Origin of the sequence: Cupriavidus gilardii (genome assembly GCF_017598945.1) — a bacterium.
Taxonomy (GTDB): Bacteria; Pseudomonadota; Gammaproteobacteria; order Burkholderiales; family Burkholderiaceae; genus Cupriavidus; species Cupriavidus gilardii_E.
Window position 1 is genome coordinate 76,974 of sequence record NZ_JAGFTW010000010.1, and the last position, 13,948, is coordinate 90,921.

Genomic DNA, 13,948 nt, shown 5'->3' on the forward strand with positions numbered 1-13,948 from the left:
ACGTCACAGAGGTAGCCAACATGTCCTACTCCAACAAGGTACTCGACCACTACGAAAACCCCCGCAATGTCGGTTCGTTCGACAAGAACGACGAGGCCGTCGGCACCGGCATGGTGGGTGCGCCGGCCTGCGGCGACGTGATGAAGCTGCAGATCAAGGTCAACGAGCAAGGCGTGATCGAGGACGCCAAGTTCAAGACCTACGGTTGCGGCTCGGCGATCGCCTCGTCGTCGCTGGTGACCGAATGGGTCAAGGGCAAGACCGTCGACCAGGCGCTGGAGATCAAGAACACCCAGATCGCCGAGGAACTGGCGCTGCCGCCGGTGAAGATCCACTGCTCGATCCTGGCCGAGGACGCGATCAAGGCCGCGGTCGAGGACTACAAGAAGAAGCACGCAGGCGCCCAGACGCAACAGGCCGCCTGAGCGATCGAAGGGAAGTGGTAGCGATGATCACATTGACCGAAAAAGCCGCGAAGCACGTTTCGCGCTATCTGGACCGCCGGGGCAAGGGCATCGGCCTGCGGCTCGGCGTCAAGACGACCGGCTGTTCCGGCCTGGCGTACAAGCTCGAGTATGTCGACGAGCTGCATCCGGAAGACCAGGTGTTCGAGTCGCACGGCGTCAAGGTGGTGGTCGATCCCAAGAGCCTGCCCTATATCGACGGCACCGAGCTCGACTTCGCCCGCGAGGGGTTGAACGAAGGCTTCCGCTTCAACAACCCGAACGTCAAGGACGAATGCGGGTGCGGCGAATCGTTCCGCGTGTAAGGCCGGCGGCCTGAGCGTTTTGCTCTCCCGACGACGGGAGAGAGCCGGGCAGGGCGGCGACGCATCGCAGCGCCGCCGCCTTCTTCGCCACAGCCTTCCAGCAGGACTACCTTGAAAGACGATTACTTCGCGCTGTTCGGGCTGCCGGCCCGCTTCGCCGTCGACGAGGCCGCGCTCGACGCCGCCTACCGCACGGTGCAATCGCAGGCGCATCCCGATCGCTTCGCCCATGCCGGCGACGCCGAGCGCCGCGTCGCGATGCAATGGGCCGCGCATGCCAACGAGGCGTATCGGACCTTGCGCCAGCCGCTCAAGCGCGCGATCTATCTGCTGTCGCTGCGCGGCATCGATATCCAGGCCGAGAACAATACGGCGATGGCGCCGGCCTTCCTGATGCAGCAGATGGAATGGCGCGAGGCGCTGCAGGACGCGGTACAGCAGCGCGATGCCGCGGCGCTGGACGCGCTGCTGCAATCGCTGCGGCAGGAAAGGCGCGAACGCCAGGCCGCACTCGGCGACCTGCTCGATGCCGGCGACGACGAGGCCGCGGCGGCCGCGGCGCGCCAGCTGATGTTCGTCGAGAAGATCGAGCACGACGCCAGCGAGGCGATCGACCGCCTCGAAAGCTAGCGCGGCGGGCACCATCGCGGGGGCCATGACACAATGGCGCCCCGGCAAAGCGGGTGTTCCGGCGGCGCGTCTTGCGACCCTGCGCGACCATCGCGCGACGAACGTGCGACGATGGTGCGACCATGGTGCGACGATCGCCCCGCCCACCCGACAACAGAACATTGACCATGGCACTGCTTCAGATTTCCGAACCCGGCATGTCGCCGGCGCCCCACCAGCGACGGCTTGCGGTCGGTATCGACCTCGGCACCACCAACTCGCTGGTGGCGGCCGTTCGCAACAGCATTCCCGAGGTGCTGGCCGACGAGAGCGGCCGCACGCTGCTGCCGTCGGTGGTGCGCTATCTGCCGAACAAGACCGCGCAGATCGGCTATCGCGCCCAGGAAGAGGCGGTGCGCGACCCCAAGAACACCATCGTTTCGGTCAAGCGCTTCATGGGCCGCGGCCTGCATGACGTCGCCCATATCGAGCACAGCCCTTACGACTTCGTCGACGCGCCAGGCATGCTGCAGATCAAGACCGTGGCGGGCATCAAGAGCCCGGTCGAGGTGTCCGCGGAGATTCTGGCCACGCTGCGCCAGCGCGCCGAGGATGCGCTGGGCGACGACCTGGTCGGCGCGGTGATCACCGTGCCGGCCTATTTCGACGACGCGCAGCGCCAGGCCACCAAGGATGCCGCGCGGCTGGCCGGCCTGGAAGTGCTGCGCCTGCTGAACGAGCCGACCGCGGCGGCGATCGCCTACGGGCTCGACAACGCCTCCGAGGGCATCTACGCGGTCTACGATCTGGGCGGCGGCACCTTCGACATCTCGGTGCTGAAGCTGACCAAGGGCGTCTTCGAAGTGATGGCCACCGGCGGCGATTCCGCGCTGGGCGGCGACGATTTCGACCAGCGCCTGGTCTGCTGGATCGTCGAGCAGGCCGGCCTGCAGCCGCTGTCGGCCGAGGACACCCGGCTGCTGATGGTGCGCGCGCGCGCCGCCAAGGAAGCGCTGTCGGAAGCCGACAGCACGGTGATCGACGCGGTGCTGGGCACCGGCGAAATCGTTCATCTGCCGTTGACGGCCGAGCAGTTCCGCGAGATGACCGCGCATCTGGTGCAGAAGACGCTGGCGCCGGTACGCAAGGCGCTGCGCGACGCGGGCGTGACGCCGGCCGAGGTCAAGGGCGTGGTGCTGGTCGGCGGCGCCACCCGCATGCCGTCGATCCGCAAGGCGGTCGGCGATTTCTTCGGCCAGCCGCCGCTGACCAATCTCGATCCGGACAAGGTGGTCGCGCTGGGCGCGGCAATGCAGGCCAATCTGCTGGCCGGCAACCATGCCCCCGGCGACGACTGGCTGCTGCTCGACGTGATTCCGCTGTCGTTGGGCGTGGAAACGATGGGCGGCCTGGTCGAAAAGATCATCCCCCGCAACAGCACGATTCCGGTCGCACGCGCGCAAGAGTTCACCACCTTCAAGGATGGCCAGACCGCGATGGCAATCCACGTGCTGCAGGGCGAGCGCGAGCTGGCCAGCGACTGCCGCTCGCTGGCGCGCTTCGAGCTGCGCGGCATTCCGCCGATGGTGGCCGGCGCCGCGCGCATCCGCGTGACCTATCAGGTCGATGCGGACGGCCTGCTGTCGGTCTCCGCGCGCGAGCTGCATTCCGGCGTCGAAGCCGCGATCACGGTCAAGCCGTCGTACGGGCTCGCCGACGACGATATCGCGCGGATGCTGCAGGACAGCTTCCGCGAGGCCGAGCACGACATGAAGAGCCGCGCGCTGGCCGAGGAGCGTGTCGAGGCCGAGCGGCTGCTCGAAGCAACCCGCAGCGCGCTGCAGGCCGACGGCGATCTGCTGTCGGACGACGAGCGCGCCGAGATCGAGGCGCTGATGACCCGCGTGCGCGACACCGCCGCCGCCGACGACCATCTGGCCATCAAGGCGGCGATCGAAACGCTGTCGCGCGGCACCGACGAATTCGCCGCCCGGCGCATGGACCGTTCGATCAAGCAGGCGCTGGCCGGCCGCAAGGTGCAGGAACTCGGCTGAAGACATCCGCTGCAGAAACCCGCAAGTCCGCCACCCCCATTCAGGACCCCCTATGCCACAGATTGTCGTATTGCCCCACGCCGAATACTGCCCCGAAGGCGCCGTCATCGAAGCGAAGAAGGGCACCAGCATCTGCGACGTGCTGCTCGAACATGACATCGAGATCGAGCACGCCTGCGAGAAGTCGTGCGCCTGCACCACCTGCCATGTGGTGGTGCGCGAGGGCTTCGATTCGCTGAACGAAGCCGAAGAGAAAGAGGAAGACCTGCTCGACAAGGCCTGGGGCCTGGAGCCCAATTCCCGGCTGTCCTGCCAGGCCATCGTCGCCGACGAAGACCTGACCATCGAGATTCCCAAATACACGATCAATCACGCCAAGGAAGGCCACTGAGGCCGCCCGCGAACGAAGAAGAAGCTGGAGAACGCTGATGAAATGGACCGACACCTACGACATCGCGGCCGCGCTGTACGACAAGTACCCCGATGTCGATCCGCTGGGCGTGCGCTTCACCGACCTGCGCCGCTGGGTGATGGAACTCGATGGTTTCGATGACCTGCCCGAGCGTTCGGGCGAGAAGATTCTCGAGGCGATCCAGGCCGCGTGGATCGAGGAAGCCAAGTAAGTTCACGCCTGCCCCGGCCGTGCCCACCTCGCGGCCACATAAAAAAAGCGCGCTTCATTGAAGCGCGCTTTTTGTTTGACCGCTCGCCGTGGCGTCAGTCTTCCCGCCGCAGGTGCGGGAACAGAATCACGTCGCGGATGTTCGGGCTGTCGGTCAGCAGCATCACCAGGCGGTCGATGCCGATGCCGCAGCCGCCCGTCGGGGGCATGCCGTATTCCAGCGCGCGGATGTAGTCCGCGTCGAAATACATCGCCTCCTCGTCGCCGGCATCCTTCTGCTCGACCTGCTTGCGGAACCGGTCGGCCTGATCCTCGGCGTCGTTCAGTTCCGAGAAGCCGTTGGCGATCTCGCGGCCGGTGATGAACAGCTCGAAGCGCTCGGTGATGCCCGGCACCGTATCGGAAGCCCGCGCCAGCGGCGAGACCTCGACCGGATAGTCGACGATGAAGGTCGGCTCCCACAGCTGGCTCTCGGCGGTTTCCTCGAACAGCACCAGCTGCAGCGTGCCCAGTCCCGCATTGAGGAACTGCGGCGCGCTGGTATTGACGCCGAACTTCTTCAGCTCCGTGCGCAGGAAGTCGGCATCGGCCAGCTGCGCATCGGTGTATTGCGGCGCGTACTTCTGGATCGCCTGCGTGATCGTCAGCCGGTGGAAGGGCTTGCCCAGATCCAGCTCGCGTCCCTGATACGTCAGCGTCGCGCTGCCGCGCGCGTCGATCGCCGCCTTGCGGATCAGGTCTTCGGTGAAGTCCATCAGCCACCGGTAATCGGTATAGGCCGCGTAGAACTCCATCATCGTGAACTCGGGGTTATGGCGCGGGCTGACCCCTTCGTTGCGGAAATTGCGGTTGATCTCGAACACGCGCTCGAAGCCGCCGACGATCAGCCGCTTCAGATAGAGCTCGGGCGCGATGCGCAGGAACATCTGCATGTCCAGCGCGTTGTGGTGCGTGATGAAGGGCTTGGCCGCGGCGCCGCCGGGAATCGGATGCAGCATCGGCGTTTCCACTTCCATGAAGCCGGCCTCGGCCATATGGCGGCGCAGCGACGAGATCGCTTCGGTGCGGGCGCGGAAGGTCGCCCGCGTCTCCGGCGAGACGATCAGGTCGACATAGCGCTGGCGGTACTTCATCTCCTGGTCCGACAGGCCGTGGAACTTGTCCGGCAGCGGCCGCAGCGACTTCGACAGCAGGCGCAGCTCCTGCACCTGCACCGACAGTTCGCCCTTGTTGGTGCGGAACAGCAGGCCGCGGGCGCTGACGATGTCGCCCAGGTCCCAGTGCTTGAAGTTGGCGTAGACCTCTTCGCCGACCTTGTCGCGCGTGATGTAGAACTGGATCTGGCCGCTGCCGTCCTGCACCGTGGCGAAGCTGGCCTTGCCCATCACGCGCTTGAGCATCATGCGGCCGGCCACGGCCACCTCGACCGGGTTGGCTTCGAGCGTCGCCTGGTCGGCCTCGCCGTACTGCGCGTGCAGGCTCGCGGCCTGATGGGTCGGGCGGAAGTCGTTGGGAAAGGCGATGCCTTGCTGACGCAGCGCCTGCAGCTTTTCGCGCCGCTCGGCAATGATCTTGTTTTCGTCGACGGCGGGGGCCTGCTCGGCAGGCGCGCGGGTGGGTTCGGTCATGATGTCGTCAAAGGGCGGGGCACGAGGGCCGCGCGGGAAAGTCAGGTATTGCGGATATCGTCGAGTTCGGTGCTGCCGAAGTCCGGACGCTGCAGATAGGCGGCGATGCGGGCGGCGGCCTCGTCGGGGCTGGTCAGCTGCGCGTTGGCCTTCAGCGAGCGGAAGCGCTCGACCTGGGCAAAGTCGGCCTCGCGGATCGCGGCCTGCATGCCGGTGTCGACCACGCCCGGGGCCAGCGCCACGGCGCGCACGCCGCGTTCGGCCGGCACCGACGCGTACTCGGCATTGAGCGAGCGCACGAACATGTCGAGCCCGGCCTTGCCGGCGCAGTAGGCGCTCCAGCCTTCGATCGGCCGGCGCGCGGCGCCGGACGAAATCGCCAGCACCTTGCGCGGGCAGCCGAAGCGCTCGCTGCGCGCCAGGAAGGCGGCGGTCAGGGTCATCGGGGACACCAGATTGGTCATCAGGTGCGGCACCAGCGTGGCCTCCTGCAGCTCGGCGATCGGCGCGATCGGTTCGATCACGCCGGCGTTCAGCACGAGCGTCGCGCTGGCGGGGGCATCCACGCTGTCGAGCACACTCGCCAGCCAGCTTGCCGCCTGCGCGGGTTTCGACAGGTCCTGCAGATGCCAGGCGATCGGCACGCCGCTGGCCTGCGCCGCCTGCTCCAGTTCCGCATTGCGGCTGCGCGCCACGCAGACCAGCCGGTTGCCCGGCACCATCAGCGCGCGCACCAGCGCGGCGCCCAGGCCGCGCGAGGCGCCGGTGACGATGATCAGATGGGATGCGTCAGTCGATGCGGCTGTGGTCATGGATGTCGCCCTGGCGGAGAGAGGTCGGTTCCCGCGGCACGGCCGCGCCGCGGGATCGGTGGCGCGGTGCGCGCCGGTCCTGCTGATTCCTGATGCTGCAACGCTCGGTGCTGCGCTTACAGGCCCTGTTTCAGGCTCGCTTCGATGAAGGTGTCCAGGTCGCCGTCCAGCACCTTCTGCGTGTTGGACATTTCGACGTTGGTGCGCAGGTCCTTGATGCGGCTCTGGTCCAGCACGTACGAGCGGATCTGATGGCCCCAGCCCACATCGGTCTTGGTCGATTCGAGCTTGTCGGCCTCGGCCTGGCGCTTGCGCATCTCGTGCTCGTACAGGCGCGACTTCAGCATCGACATCGCCTCGGCGCGGTTGCGGTGCTGCGAGCGGTCGTTCTGGCACTGCACGACGATGCCGGTCGGAATATGCGTGATCCGCACGGCCGAATCGGTCTTGTTGATGTGCTGGCCGCCCGCGCCCGAGGCGCGATAGGTATCGACGCGCAGGTCCGCCGGATTGATCTCGACCTCGAACGAGTCGTCGACCTCCGGATAGACGAACACCGACGAGAACGAGGTGTGCCGGCCGCCCGACGAGTCGAACGGCGACTTGCGCACCAGCCGGTGCACGCCGGTCTCGGTGCGCAGGTAGCCGAACGCGTATTCGCCCTCGACCTTGATCGTGGCGCTCTTGATGCCGGCGACGTCGCCCTCGGATTCTTCCAGCACCTCGGCCTTGAAACCCTTGCGCTCGCAGTACTTCAGGTACTGGCGCAGCAGCATCGACGCCCAGTCGCACGCCTCGGTACCGCCGGCGCCGGCCTGGATATCGATGAAGGCATTGGCCTGATCGAGCTGGCCGGAGAACATGCGGCGGAACTCCATGTCGGCGACCGCCGCCTCGAAGCCCTTGACGTCCTCTTCGATCGACACCAGCGTGTCGTCGTCGCCTTCTTCACGCGCGAGTTCGAACAGCTCCTGCGCGCTTTCCAGATCCTCGGTCAGCTTGCCCAGTACCTGGACCACGCCTTCGAGCATCTTCTTTTCCTTGCCGAGATCCTGGGCCCGCTTCGGGTTGTTCCAGACCTCGGGGTCTTCCAGTTCGCCGTTGACTTCGGCCAGACGTCCTACCTTGACGTCGTAGTCAAAGATACCCCCGTAGATCTTCCGTCCGGGAACGGAGATCGGAGATGGCGCCGGAGATGGCGTTGAGGCGTTCTGCTTCCATGGTGTTCTTGCGCTTTGAAAACCGTGAATTATAGCGGAACGGGGCGGCATTCCCCGCGCGATGACCGATAATGCGCCGCGCGGCCGGCGGGGCTTTCGCGACCGTTGCCGGCGCGGCGCCGCGGCCCTTGTCCGTTGGCGCCGCACTGTTGCGCCGAACTGTGGCCGCGACCGATGGTCTACAGTTGCGGGTGCGCCAACCGTTACATCGCTGGCGCGCTTTCGTTTCCATCCGCCGTTCCCGTCCGCCGCCGCGGCCCGCCAGGGCCATGTCGCGGCAGGGCGCCCCGATTCCGATGCAGCCATGACGATGCCAGCCACTTCGACCCTTCCGACCGCGACCGCACCGACCGTCCCCGCCCTCGGCCGCCGGCGCGCCATCGCCGCGCTGGCCGCGACGATGCTGGCGACGCTGGCCGGCTGCGGCACGGTCGGCGAGGGCGGCCCTGCGCCGGACGGCTATTACCGCGTGCGCTCGGGCGACACGCTGTATTCGATCGCGCGCCGCCATCGCCGCTCGGTGCGCGACCTGGTGCGCTGGAACGGCCTGCCAAGCGGCGACCGCATCGAGGTCGGCCAGCTGATCCGCTTGCGCCCGCCCGCCGGTGCCGCGGTCGCGTCGTCCTCGGCCAGCGGACCCACCGCGGTCGAGGACACCCCGCGCGCCGCGGCGCAGTCGAGCCGGCCGCCCGCCAGCCGCATCGCGCTGCAATGGCCCGCCGACGGCACCGTCACGCAGGGCTATGCGCCGCCGGCCAGCAAGGGCCTGCGCATCGCGGTGCCGGCCAACGGCACGATGCGCGCGGCTGCGTCGGGCTGGGCAATCCATGTCGGCGCGCTGCGCGGCTATGGCACGCTGGTGATCGTCAAGCACAACGACGACTGGCTGACGGTCTACGGCAATCTCGATCAGCCGATGGTCAAGGAAGGCGCGCAGGTGCAGGCAGGGCAGGCGGTCGGCCGCATGGGCGCCGCGGCGAGCGAGCTGCATTTCGAGGTGCGCGGCAACGGCAAGCCGGTCGATCCGGCCACGATGCTGCCGGCGCGCGGATAAGCGCGACGTCATCGCCGGCCGCCGAAGGCGCCGGAGACTTTCCGCTTACTGCGCGTGCTCGATCACCATCTGCACGCGCGTGACGCCGTTGAAGGTGTTGTTGTCCAGCCGGTAGGCCACCATCGCGCTGGCGCCCAGCGTGTCGGCGTGGTTGAACCAGATCGCGTCGAACTGGCGCTTGCCGCGGCCCAGCTGCAGCTTCAGATGCTTGCCCTTGAGCACGGTCTGGCGCAGCACGTCGAATTCCCCGCAGAAGGTCGGCGGCGGAAAACCCTGGCCCCATACCTGCTGCTCCAGCAGCGAGACGAAGGCCGGATCGAAGCAGTGGTCCTCGATCTCGCCGTCGGTCTCGATCACGCGGGCCAGGTGATCGTCGGTCAGCCATTCGCGGCCGATGCCTTCGAACGCGTCCATGAAGCGCTCGAAATCGCCCGCGCGCAGCGTCAGCCCGGCCGCCATCGCATGGCCGCCGAACTTGACCAGCAGGCCTGGATGGCGCTTGGACACGAGATCGAGCGCATCGCGCAGATGAAAGCCCGGAATCGAGCGGCCGGAGCCCTTGATGGTGGCCTCGTCGCCCGGCGCGAAGGTGATGGTCGGACGATGGAATTTCTCCTTGAGCCGCGACGCCACGATGCCGATCACGCCCTGATGCCAGGTGTCGTTGAACACGCTGACGGTAAAGCGCGACGACGGGTCGAGCCCGTCGAGCGGACGTTCCAGGATCTGCAGCGCTTCCTGCTGCATGCCGGCCTCGATGTCGCGCCGCTCGCGGTTCATCGCATCGAGCTGCTGGGCGATCTCCCAGGCGCGCTCGGCGTCGTCGCTGAGCAGGCATTCGATGCCGAGCGACATGTCGGCGAGCCGGCCCGCGGCATTCAGCCGCGGCCCCAGTCCGAAGCCCAGATCGAAGGTGGTGGCGCGGCTGGCCTCGCGTCCGGCCGCGCGGAACAGCGCGGCGACGCCGGCATGCATGCGGCCCGCGCGCATGCGCTTGAGCCCCTGCGCCACCAGGATGCGGTTGTTGGTATCGAGCTTGACCACGTCGGCCACGGTGCCGAGCGCGACCAGGTCGAGCAGCGTGTCGAGCCGCGGCTGATTGGCCGGCGTGAAGACGCCGCGCTGGCGCAGTTCCGCGCGCAGCGCCAGCAGCACGTAGAACATCACGCCGACGCCCGCCAGGTTCTTGCTGGGAAAGCCGCAGCCCGGCTGGTTCGGATTGACGATCACCGCGGCGTCGGGCAGCTGGTCGCCGGGCAGATGGTGGTCGGTCACCACGACGTCGATGCCGCGCGCATTGGCCGCGGCCACGCCATCGACGCTCGCGATGCCGTTGTCGACCGTGACGATCACGTCCGGATTGCGCTGCGCCGCCAGCGCGACGATCTCCGGCGTCAGGCCGTAGCCGTATTCGAAGCGGTTCGGCACGATGTAGTCGACCTGCGCGCCGAGCATGCGCAAACCGCGCACGCCGACCGCGCAGGCGGTGGCGCCGTCGCAGTCGTAATCGGCGACGATCAGCAGCCGGCGGCGCGCGGCGATCGCATCGGCCAGATAGACCGCGGCGCGGTCGATGCCCTTCATCGCCTGCGGCGCCACCAGTTCCGGCAGATCGGTGGCGAGCTCGCGCGCGTGGGTGACGCCGCGCGCCGACAGGATGCGCGCCAGCGTCGGATGCAGGCCCAGCGCGGCGAGGGCGCTGGCGTGGTCGGGCTGGTGGGGGCGGATCGCGATGCGGGTCATGGGGTCGGAACGATAGCAGCGTTGGCGGCGATGGCGGCGATGGCGACGGTAGCGACGACAGCGAAGCAGGGGCCGGGACGGCGGCTGAACGGACGAATTCGGCAGGATGGACGAAGCCGGGTCGGCATGGTCGCGCTCATGCGGCAAGGGCCAGATCGGACAGCAGCGCGCGCCAGTCGCCGCGCATGCCCATGCCGCGCCAGAACTTGCGCAGGTCGCCGCGGCGCACGGTGAATTCGGCGTGATGGTCGTCGCCACCGAGCACCAGCGTCAGCGCCTGCAGCCGGCCCTCCTCGAGCGCGGCCAGCGCCGGCGCGAACCAGTCGGCCTCGAGCGCATGCAGCCGCTCGATCCAGCTGCCCCAGTCCTCGGCGATATAGGGCGAGGCGCAGGCATCGAGCAGCGCCATCGCCGTGTCGCCGGCCTCCAGCGCGTTCAGCGCGGACGGCAGGGGCCGGCATGCCGCGCCGCCTGCCAGTGCCAGCCCGCGCAGCAGCGGATCGTCGGCGAGCACCGTGTCGGCGAGCCGCGGCACCGCCTGCAGCGCGCCGCCGCCGTGCAGCCAGACCGAGTTGACGGGCAGCGCGCCGTTGGCCTCGCGCGCCTGGTTGACCGGATGGTCGAACCAGGTCATCTGGATCTCGTTCTGCAGCCGCCGCCAGTCGCGCTCGCGCGGGCCGGACTGCATCCAGACATCGATATTGCGGCCGGCGGCGCGCAGCGGTGGCGTGGCGTCGAGCGGGCCGAACACGGCTTCCGGCAGATACCAGCGTTCGGGGTGCGGCGCGTCGAGCGCGATGCCCGAATCGTTCAGCAGCGGGGCGATCGCCTCGCGCAGCGCCGCCGACTCCGCCGGCTCGAGCGTCAGCAGCGCGGGGTCCATCAGCACCAGATGATCGCGCGCGGCATGGAGATGGACCGGCTGCAGGCAGACCCAGCGCCGGTCGTCACGGCCGGCGTCGGCGCCGGCCTGTTGATGGTCGGCCAGCCGCATGTAGGGTGCGGTGGGCACGCGCGCGGTGTCCAGCCCGGCGCGCGCCGCCAGCCAGCGCTCATGCGGCAGCGAGCGCAGCGCGGTCGGGTCGTAGCCGGCGCCGTGGCGCTCGCGCGCACTGGCGCCGGCGCGCGTCAGCAACTTTCCTAGCGCGGGCAACTCCAACTGCCGCAGCAGGGCGCCGGCAATGCCGCCGCCGACGCCGTTCGGCTCGTCCAGGCCCTCGGTATCCGCGCCGGGCGGGACCGAAAAGGGCACAATCAGGGTCAGGTGCGTCGTCATGGTTGGCGAGATTGTAAACTCGCGGGTGGCCGACGCGTCCCGATTGGTCGAACTTGGGCCGAATTCGCGCGCGTCGGAGGCGCGATGGCGGCCGGGCCGGTCCCACCGATCCGGCCCGACAGGCCCCCATCGCGCGTTGGCAACGAACACAGGAACCGTCTTGAACTTTCCCTACGAGTGGCAGATCGGCTGGCGCTATACCCGCGCCAGCAAACGCGCCAGCCGCAATACCTTCATCTCCTTCATCTCGATGATCTCGATGCTCGGCATCGCCCTCGGCGTCGCCGCGCTGATCGTCGTGCTGTCGGTGATGAACGGCTTCCAGAAGGAGGTGCGCGACCGCATGCTGTCGGTGCTGGCGCATATCGAAGTCATCGGCCCGTCCACGCTGCCGGACTGGCGCCGCACCGCCGCCGAGGCGATGCGCAACAAGGAGGTTGTCGGCGCCGCGCCCTACGTCGCCGCGCAGGCGATGCTGACCCGTGGCGACGTGGTGCGCGGCGTGCTGCTGCGCGGCGTCGATCCGGCCGAGGAGCCCAAGGTTTCGGACATCGGCAAGCAATTCAAGGGCGGCAGCCTGACCGAGCTGCAGCCCGGCGGCTTCGGCATCGTGCTCGGCGGCGAGCTGGCCGCGGCGATGGGCGTGAGCGTGGGCGACAAGGTCACGCTGGTGGCCCCGCAGGGCACCATCACGCCGGCCGGTGTGCTGCCGCGGCTCAAGCAGTTCACCGTGGTCGGCGTGTTTTCGTCCGGCCATTACGAGTTCGACAGCGCGCTGGCGCTGATCGACATCCAGGACGCGCAGACGCTGTTCCGGCTCGACGGTCCCAACGGGCTGCGGCTGAAGCTCTCCGACATGCAGCGCGCCCCGCAGGTCGCCGATGCGCTGGCCGGCACGCTGTCGGGCGAGCTCTATCTGCGCGACTGGTCCAAGCAGAACCGCAACTGGTTCGCCGCGGTGCAGACCGAGAAACGGATGATGTTCATCATCCTGACGCTGATCATCGCGGTGGCGGCCTTCAATCTGGTGTCGACGCTGGTGATGACGGTCACCGACAAGCAGGCCGATATCGCCATCCTGCGCACCATGGGCGCGCAGCCCGGCTCGATCATGCGCATCTTCATCGTGCAGGGCGTGGCGATCGGCTTCATCGGCACCGTGCTCGGCGTGCTCGGCGGCACGCTGATCGCCACCAATATCGACGTGATCGTGCCCTTCATCGAGCGGATCCTGCAGGTCCAGTTCCTGCCCCGCGACATCTATTTCATCAGCGAATTGCCCTCGGACCCGCGCGTGAACGACATCGCCACCATCGGCACCATTTCCTTCGTGCTGGCCATCCTGGCCACGCTCTATCCCAGCTGGCGCGCCGCCCGCGTGAATCCCGCGGAGGCGCTGCGCTATGAGTGAGGCCATCCTGAACCGCGCCGCTTCCCCCGATGCCACGCCCGCGGCCACGCCGGCGGGCGCTGCCGCCGCGCAGCCGATCCTGACCGCGCAGGGCCTGTGCAAGCGTTTCCGCCAGGGCGGGCTCGATGTCGAGGTGCTGCGCGGCGTCGACCTGCGCATCGATGCCGGCGAAAAGGTCGCCATCGTCGGCGCTTCGGGCTCGGGAAAAAGCACGCTGCTGCATGTGCTGGGCGGCCTGGACAATCCCGATTCGGGCAGCGTCGCGCTGCTCGGCAAGCCCTTCACCGATCTGCGCGAGACCGAGCGCAATCTGGTGCGCAACCGCTCGCTGGGCTTCGTCTACCAGTTCCACCATCTGCTGCCCGAGTTCACCGCGCTGGACAACGTCGCGATGCCGATGCGCATCCGCGGCCTGCGCCAGGCCGAGGCCCGCGAGGCCGCGCAGGCGATGCTGGCCCGCGTGGGCCTGGGCGAGCGCGCGAAGCATCGGCCGGGCGAACTGTCGGGCGGCGAGCGGCAGCGCGTGGCCATCGCGCGCGCGCTGGTGGGGCAGCCGGCCTGCGTGCTGGCCGACGAGCCGACCGGCAACCTCGACGACCATACCGCCGGCGGCGTCTACGACCTGATGCTGGAGCTGTCGCGCACGCTGGGCACCAGCTTCGTGATCGTCACGCATGATCTCGATCTGGCCAATCGTTGCGACCGCGTGCTGCGGCTGCGCGATGGCCATCTGCATCGCGAACGCTGAAG

13 protein-coding genes are annotated in these 13,948 nt (G+C 68.3%); 9 read left to right on the forward strand and 4 right to left on the reverse strand.

Annotated elements, in window-relative coordinates; genetic code table 11:
• Positions 1-20 precede the first annotated feature (20 nt).
• From iscU to iscX, 6 genes are all read left to right on the forward strand, one after another.
• Entirely contained in the window at positions 21-425 is a 405-nt protein-coding gene (gene iscU / locus J5T34_RS05045) for a Fe-S cluster assembly scaffold IscU (protein WP_174105834.1), read from the forward strand.
• Between the two features lie 23 nt (positions 426-448).
• Positions 449-769 carry an iron-sulfur cluster assembly protein IscA gene (gene iscA, locus J5T34_RS05050; RefSeq protein ID WP_174105833.1) on the forward strand — a complete coding sequence of 107 codons (321 nt, stop codon included), beginning with the start codon at positions 449-451 and terminating at the stop codon, positions 767-769.
• 111 nt (positions 770-880) lie between these two features.
• A complete protein-coding gene (gene hscB / locus J5T34_RS05055; RefSeq protein ID WP_208578882.1) occupies positions 881-1,399 on the forward strand; it encodes a Fe-S protein assembly co-chaperone HscB in 519 nt (172 codons plus the stop codon).
• 167 nt (positions 1,400-1,566) lie between these two features.
• Complete coding sequence (gene hscA, locus J5T34_RS05060) at positions 1,567-3,432, forward strand: Fe-S protein assembly chaperone HscA (protein WP_208578883.1); 1,866 nt, start codon at positions 1,567-1,569, stop codon at positions 3,430-3,432.
• 52 nt (positions 3,433-3,484) lie between these two features.
• Complete coding sequence (gene fdx / locus J5T34_RS05065) at positions 3,485-3,823, forward strand: ISC system 2Fe-2S type ferredoxin (RefSeq protein WP_006577718.1); 339 nt, start codon at positions 3,485-3,487, stop codon at positions 3,821-3,823.
• A 37-nt stretch (positions 3,824-3,860) separates the two neighbouring features.
• Positions 3,861-4,055: a Fe-S cluster assembly protein IscX gene (gene iscX / locus J5T34_RS05070; RefSeq protein ID WP_174105829.1), complete on the forward strand. Its 195-nt coding sequence runs from the start codon at positions 3,861-3,863 to the stop codon at positions 4,053-4,055.
• A 94-nt stretch (positions 4,056-4,149) separates the two neighbouring features.
• On the opposite strand, the gene lysS is transcribed toward iscX, so the two are convergent.
• Both lysS and J5T34_RS05080 read right to left on the reverse strand, forming a co-directional pair.
• Positions 4,150-5,682 carry a lysine--tRNA ligase gene (gene lysS / locus J5T34_RS05075; RefSeq protein ID WP_208578884.1) on the reverse strand — a complete coding sequence of 511 codons (1,533 nt, stop codon included), beginning with the start codon at positions 5,680-5,682 and terminating at the stop codon, positions 4,150-4,152.
• A 41-nt stretch (positions 5,683-5,723) separates the two neighbouring features.
• Positions 5,724-6,494: an SDR family oxidoreductase gene (locus tag J5T34_RS05080; RefSeq protein ID WP_208578885.1), complete on the reverse strand. Its 771-nt coding sequence runs from the start codon at positions 6,492-6,494 to the stop codon at positions 5,724-5,726.
• 1,530 nt (positions 6,495-8,024) lie between these two features.
• Between J5T34_RS05080 and J5T34_RS05085 the strand changes: the two genes are divergently transcribed.
• Complete coding sequence (locus J5T34_RS05085) at positions 8,025-8,768, forward strand: M23 family metallopeptidase (RefSeq protein ID WP_208578886.1); 744 nt, start codon at positions 8,025-8,027, stop codon at positions 8,766-8,768.
• 45 nt (positions 8,769-8,813) lie between these two features.
• Here J5T34_RS05085 and recJ read toward each other — a convergent pair whose 3' ends face one another.
• A complete protein-coding gene (gene recJ / locus J5T34_RS05090) occupies positions 8,814-10,511 on the reverse strand; it encodes a single-stranded-DNA-specific exonuclease RecJ (protein WP_208578887.1) in 1,698 nt (565 codons plus the stop codon).
• A 136-nt stretch (positions 10,512-10,647) separates the two neighbouring features.
• Positions 10,648-11,787, reverse strand: coding sequence for a hypothetical protein (locus J5T34_RS05095; RefSeq protein WP_208578888.1), 1,140 nt, complete (start codon positions 11,785-11,787; stop codon positions 10,648-10,650).
• A 160-nt stretch (positions 11,788-11,947) separates the two neighbouring features.
• On the opposite strand from J5T34_RS05095, the gene J5T34_RS05100 reads away from it, so the two are divergent.
• Both J5T34_RS05100 and lolD read left to right on the forward strand, forming a co-directional pair.
• Positions 11,948-13,198 (forward strand): lipoprotein-releasing ABC transporter permease subunit, encoded by a 1,251-nt coding sequence (locus J5T34_RS05100; protein WP_208578889.1) that lies wholly within the window; start codon positions 11,948-11,950, stop codon positions 13,196-13,198.
• Positions 13,191-13,946, forward strand: coding sequence for a lipoprotein-releasing ABC transporter ATP-binding protein LolD (gene lolD / locus J5T34_RS05105; protein ID WP_208578890.1), 756 nt, complete (start codon positions 13,191-13,193; stop codon positions 13,944-13,946). Before J5T34_RS05100 ends, lolD begins: the two co-directional genes overlap by 8 nt.
• The last annotated feature ends 2 nt before the right edge of the window (positions 13,947-13,948 follow it).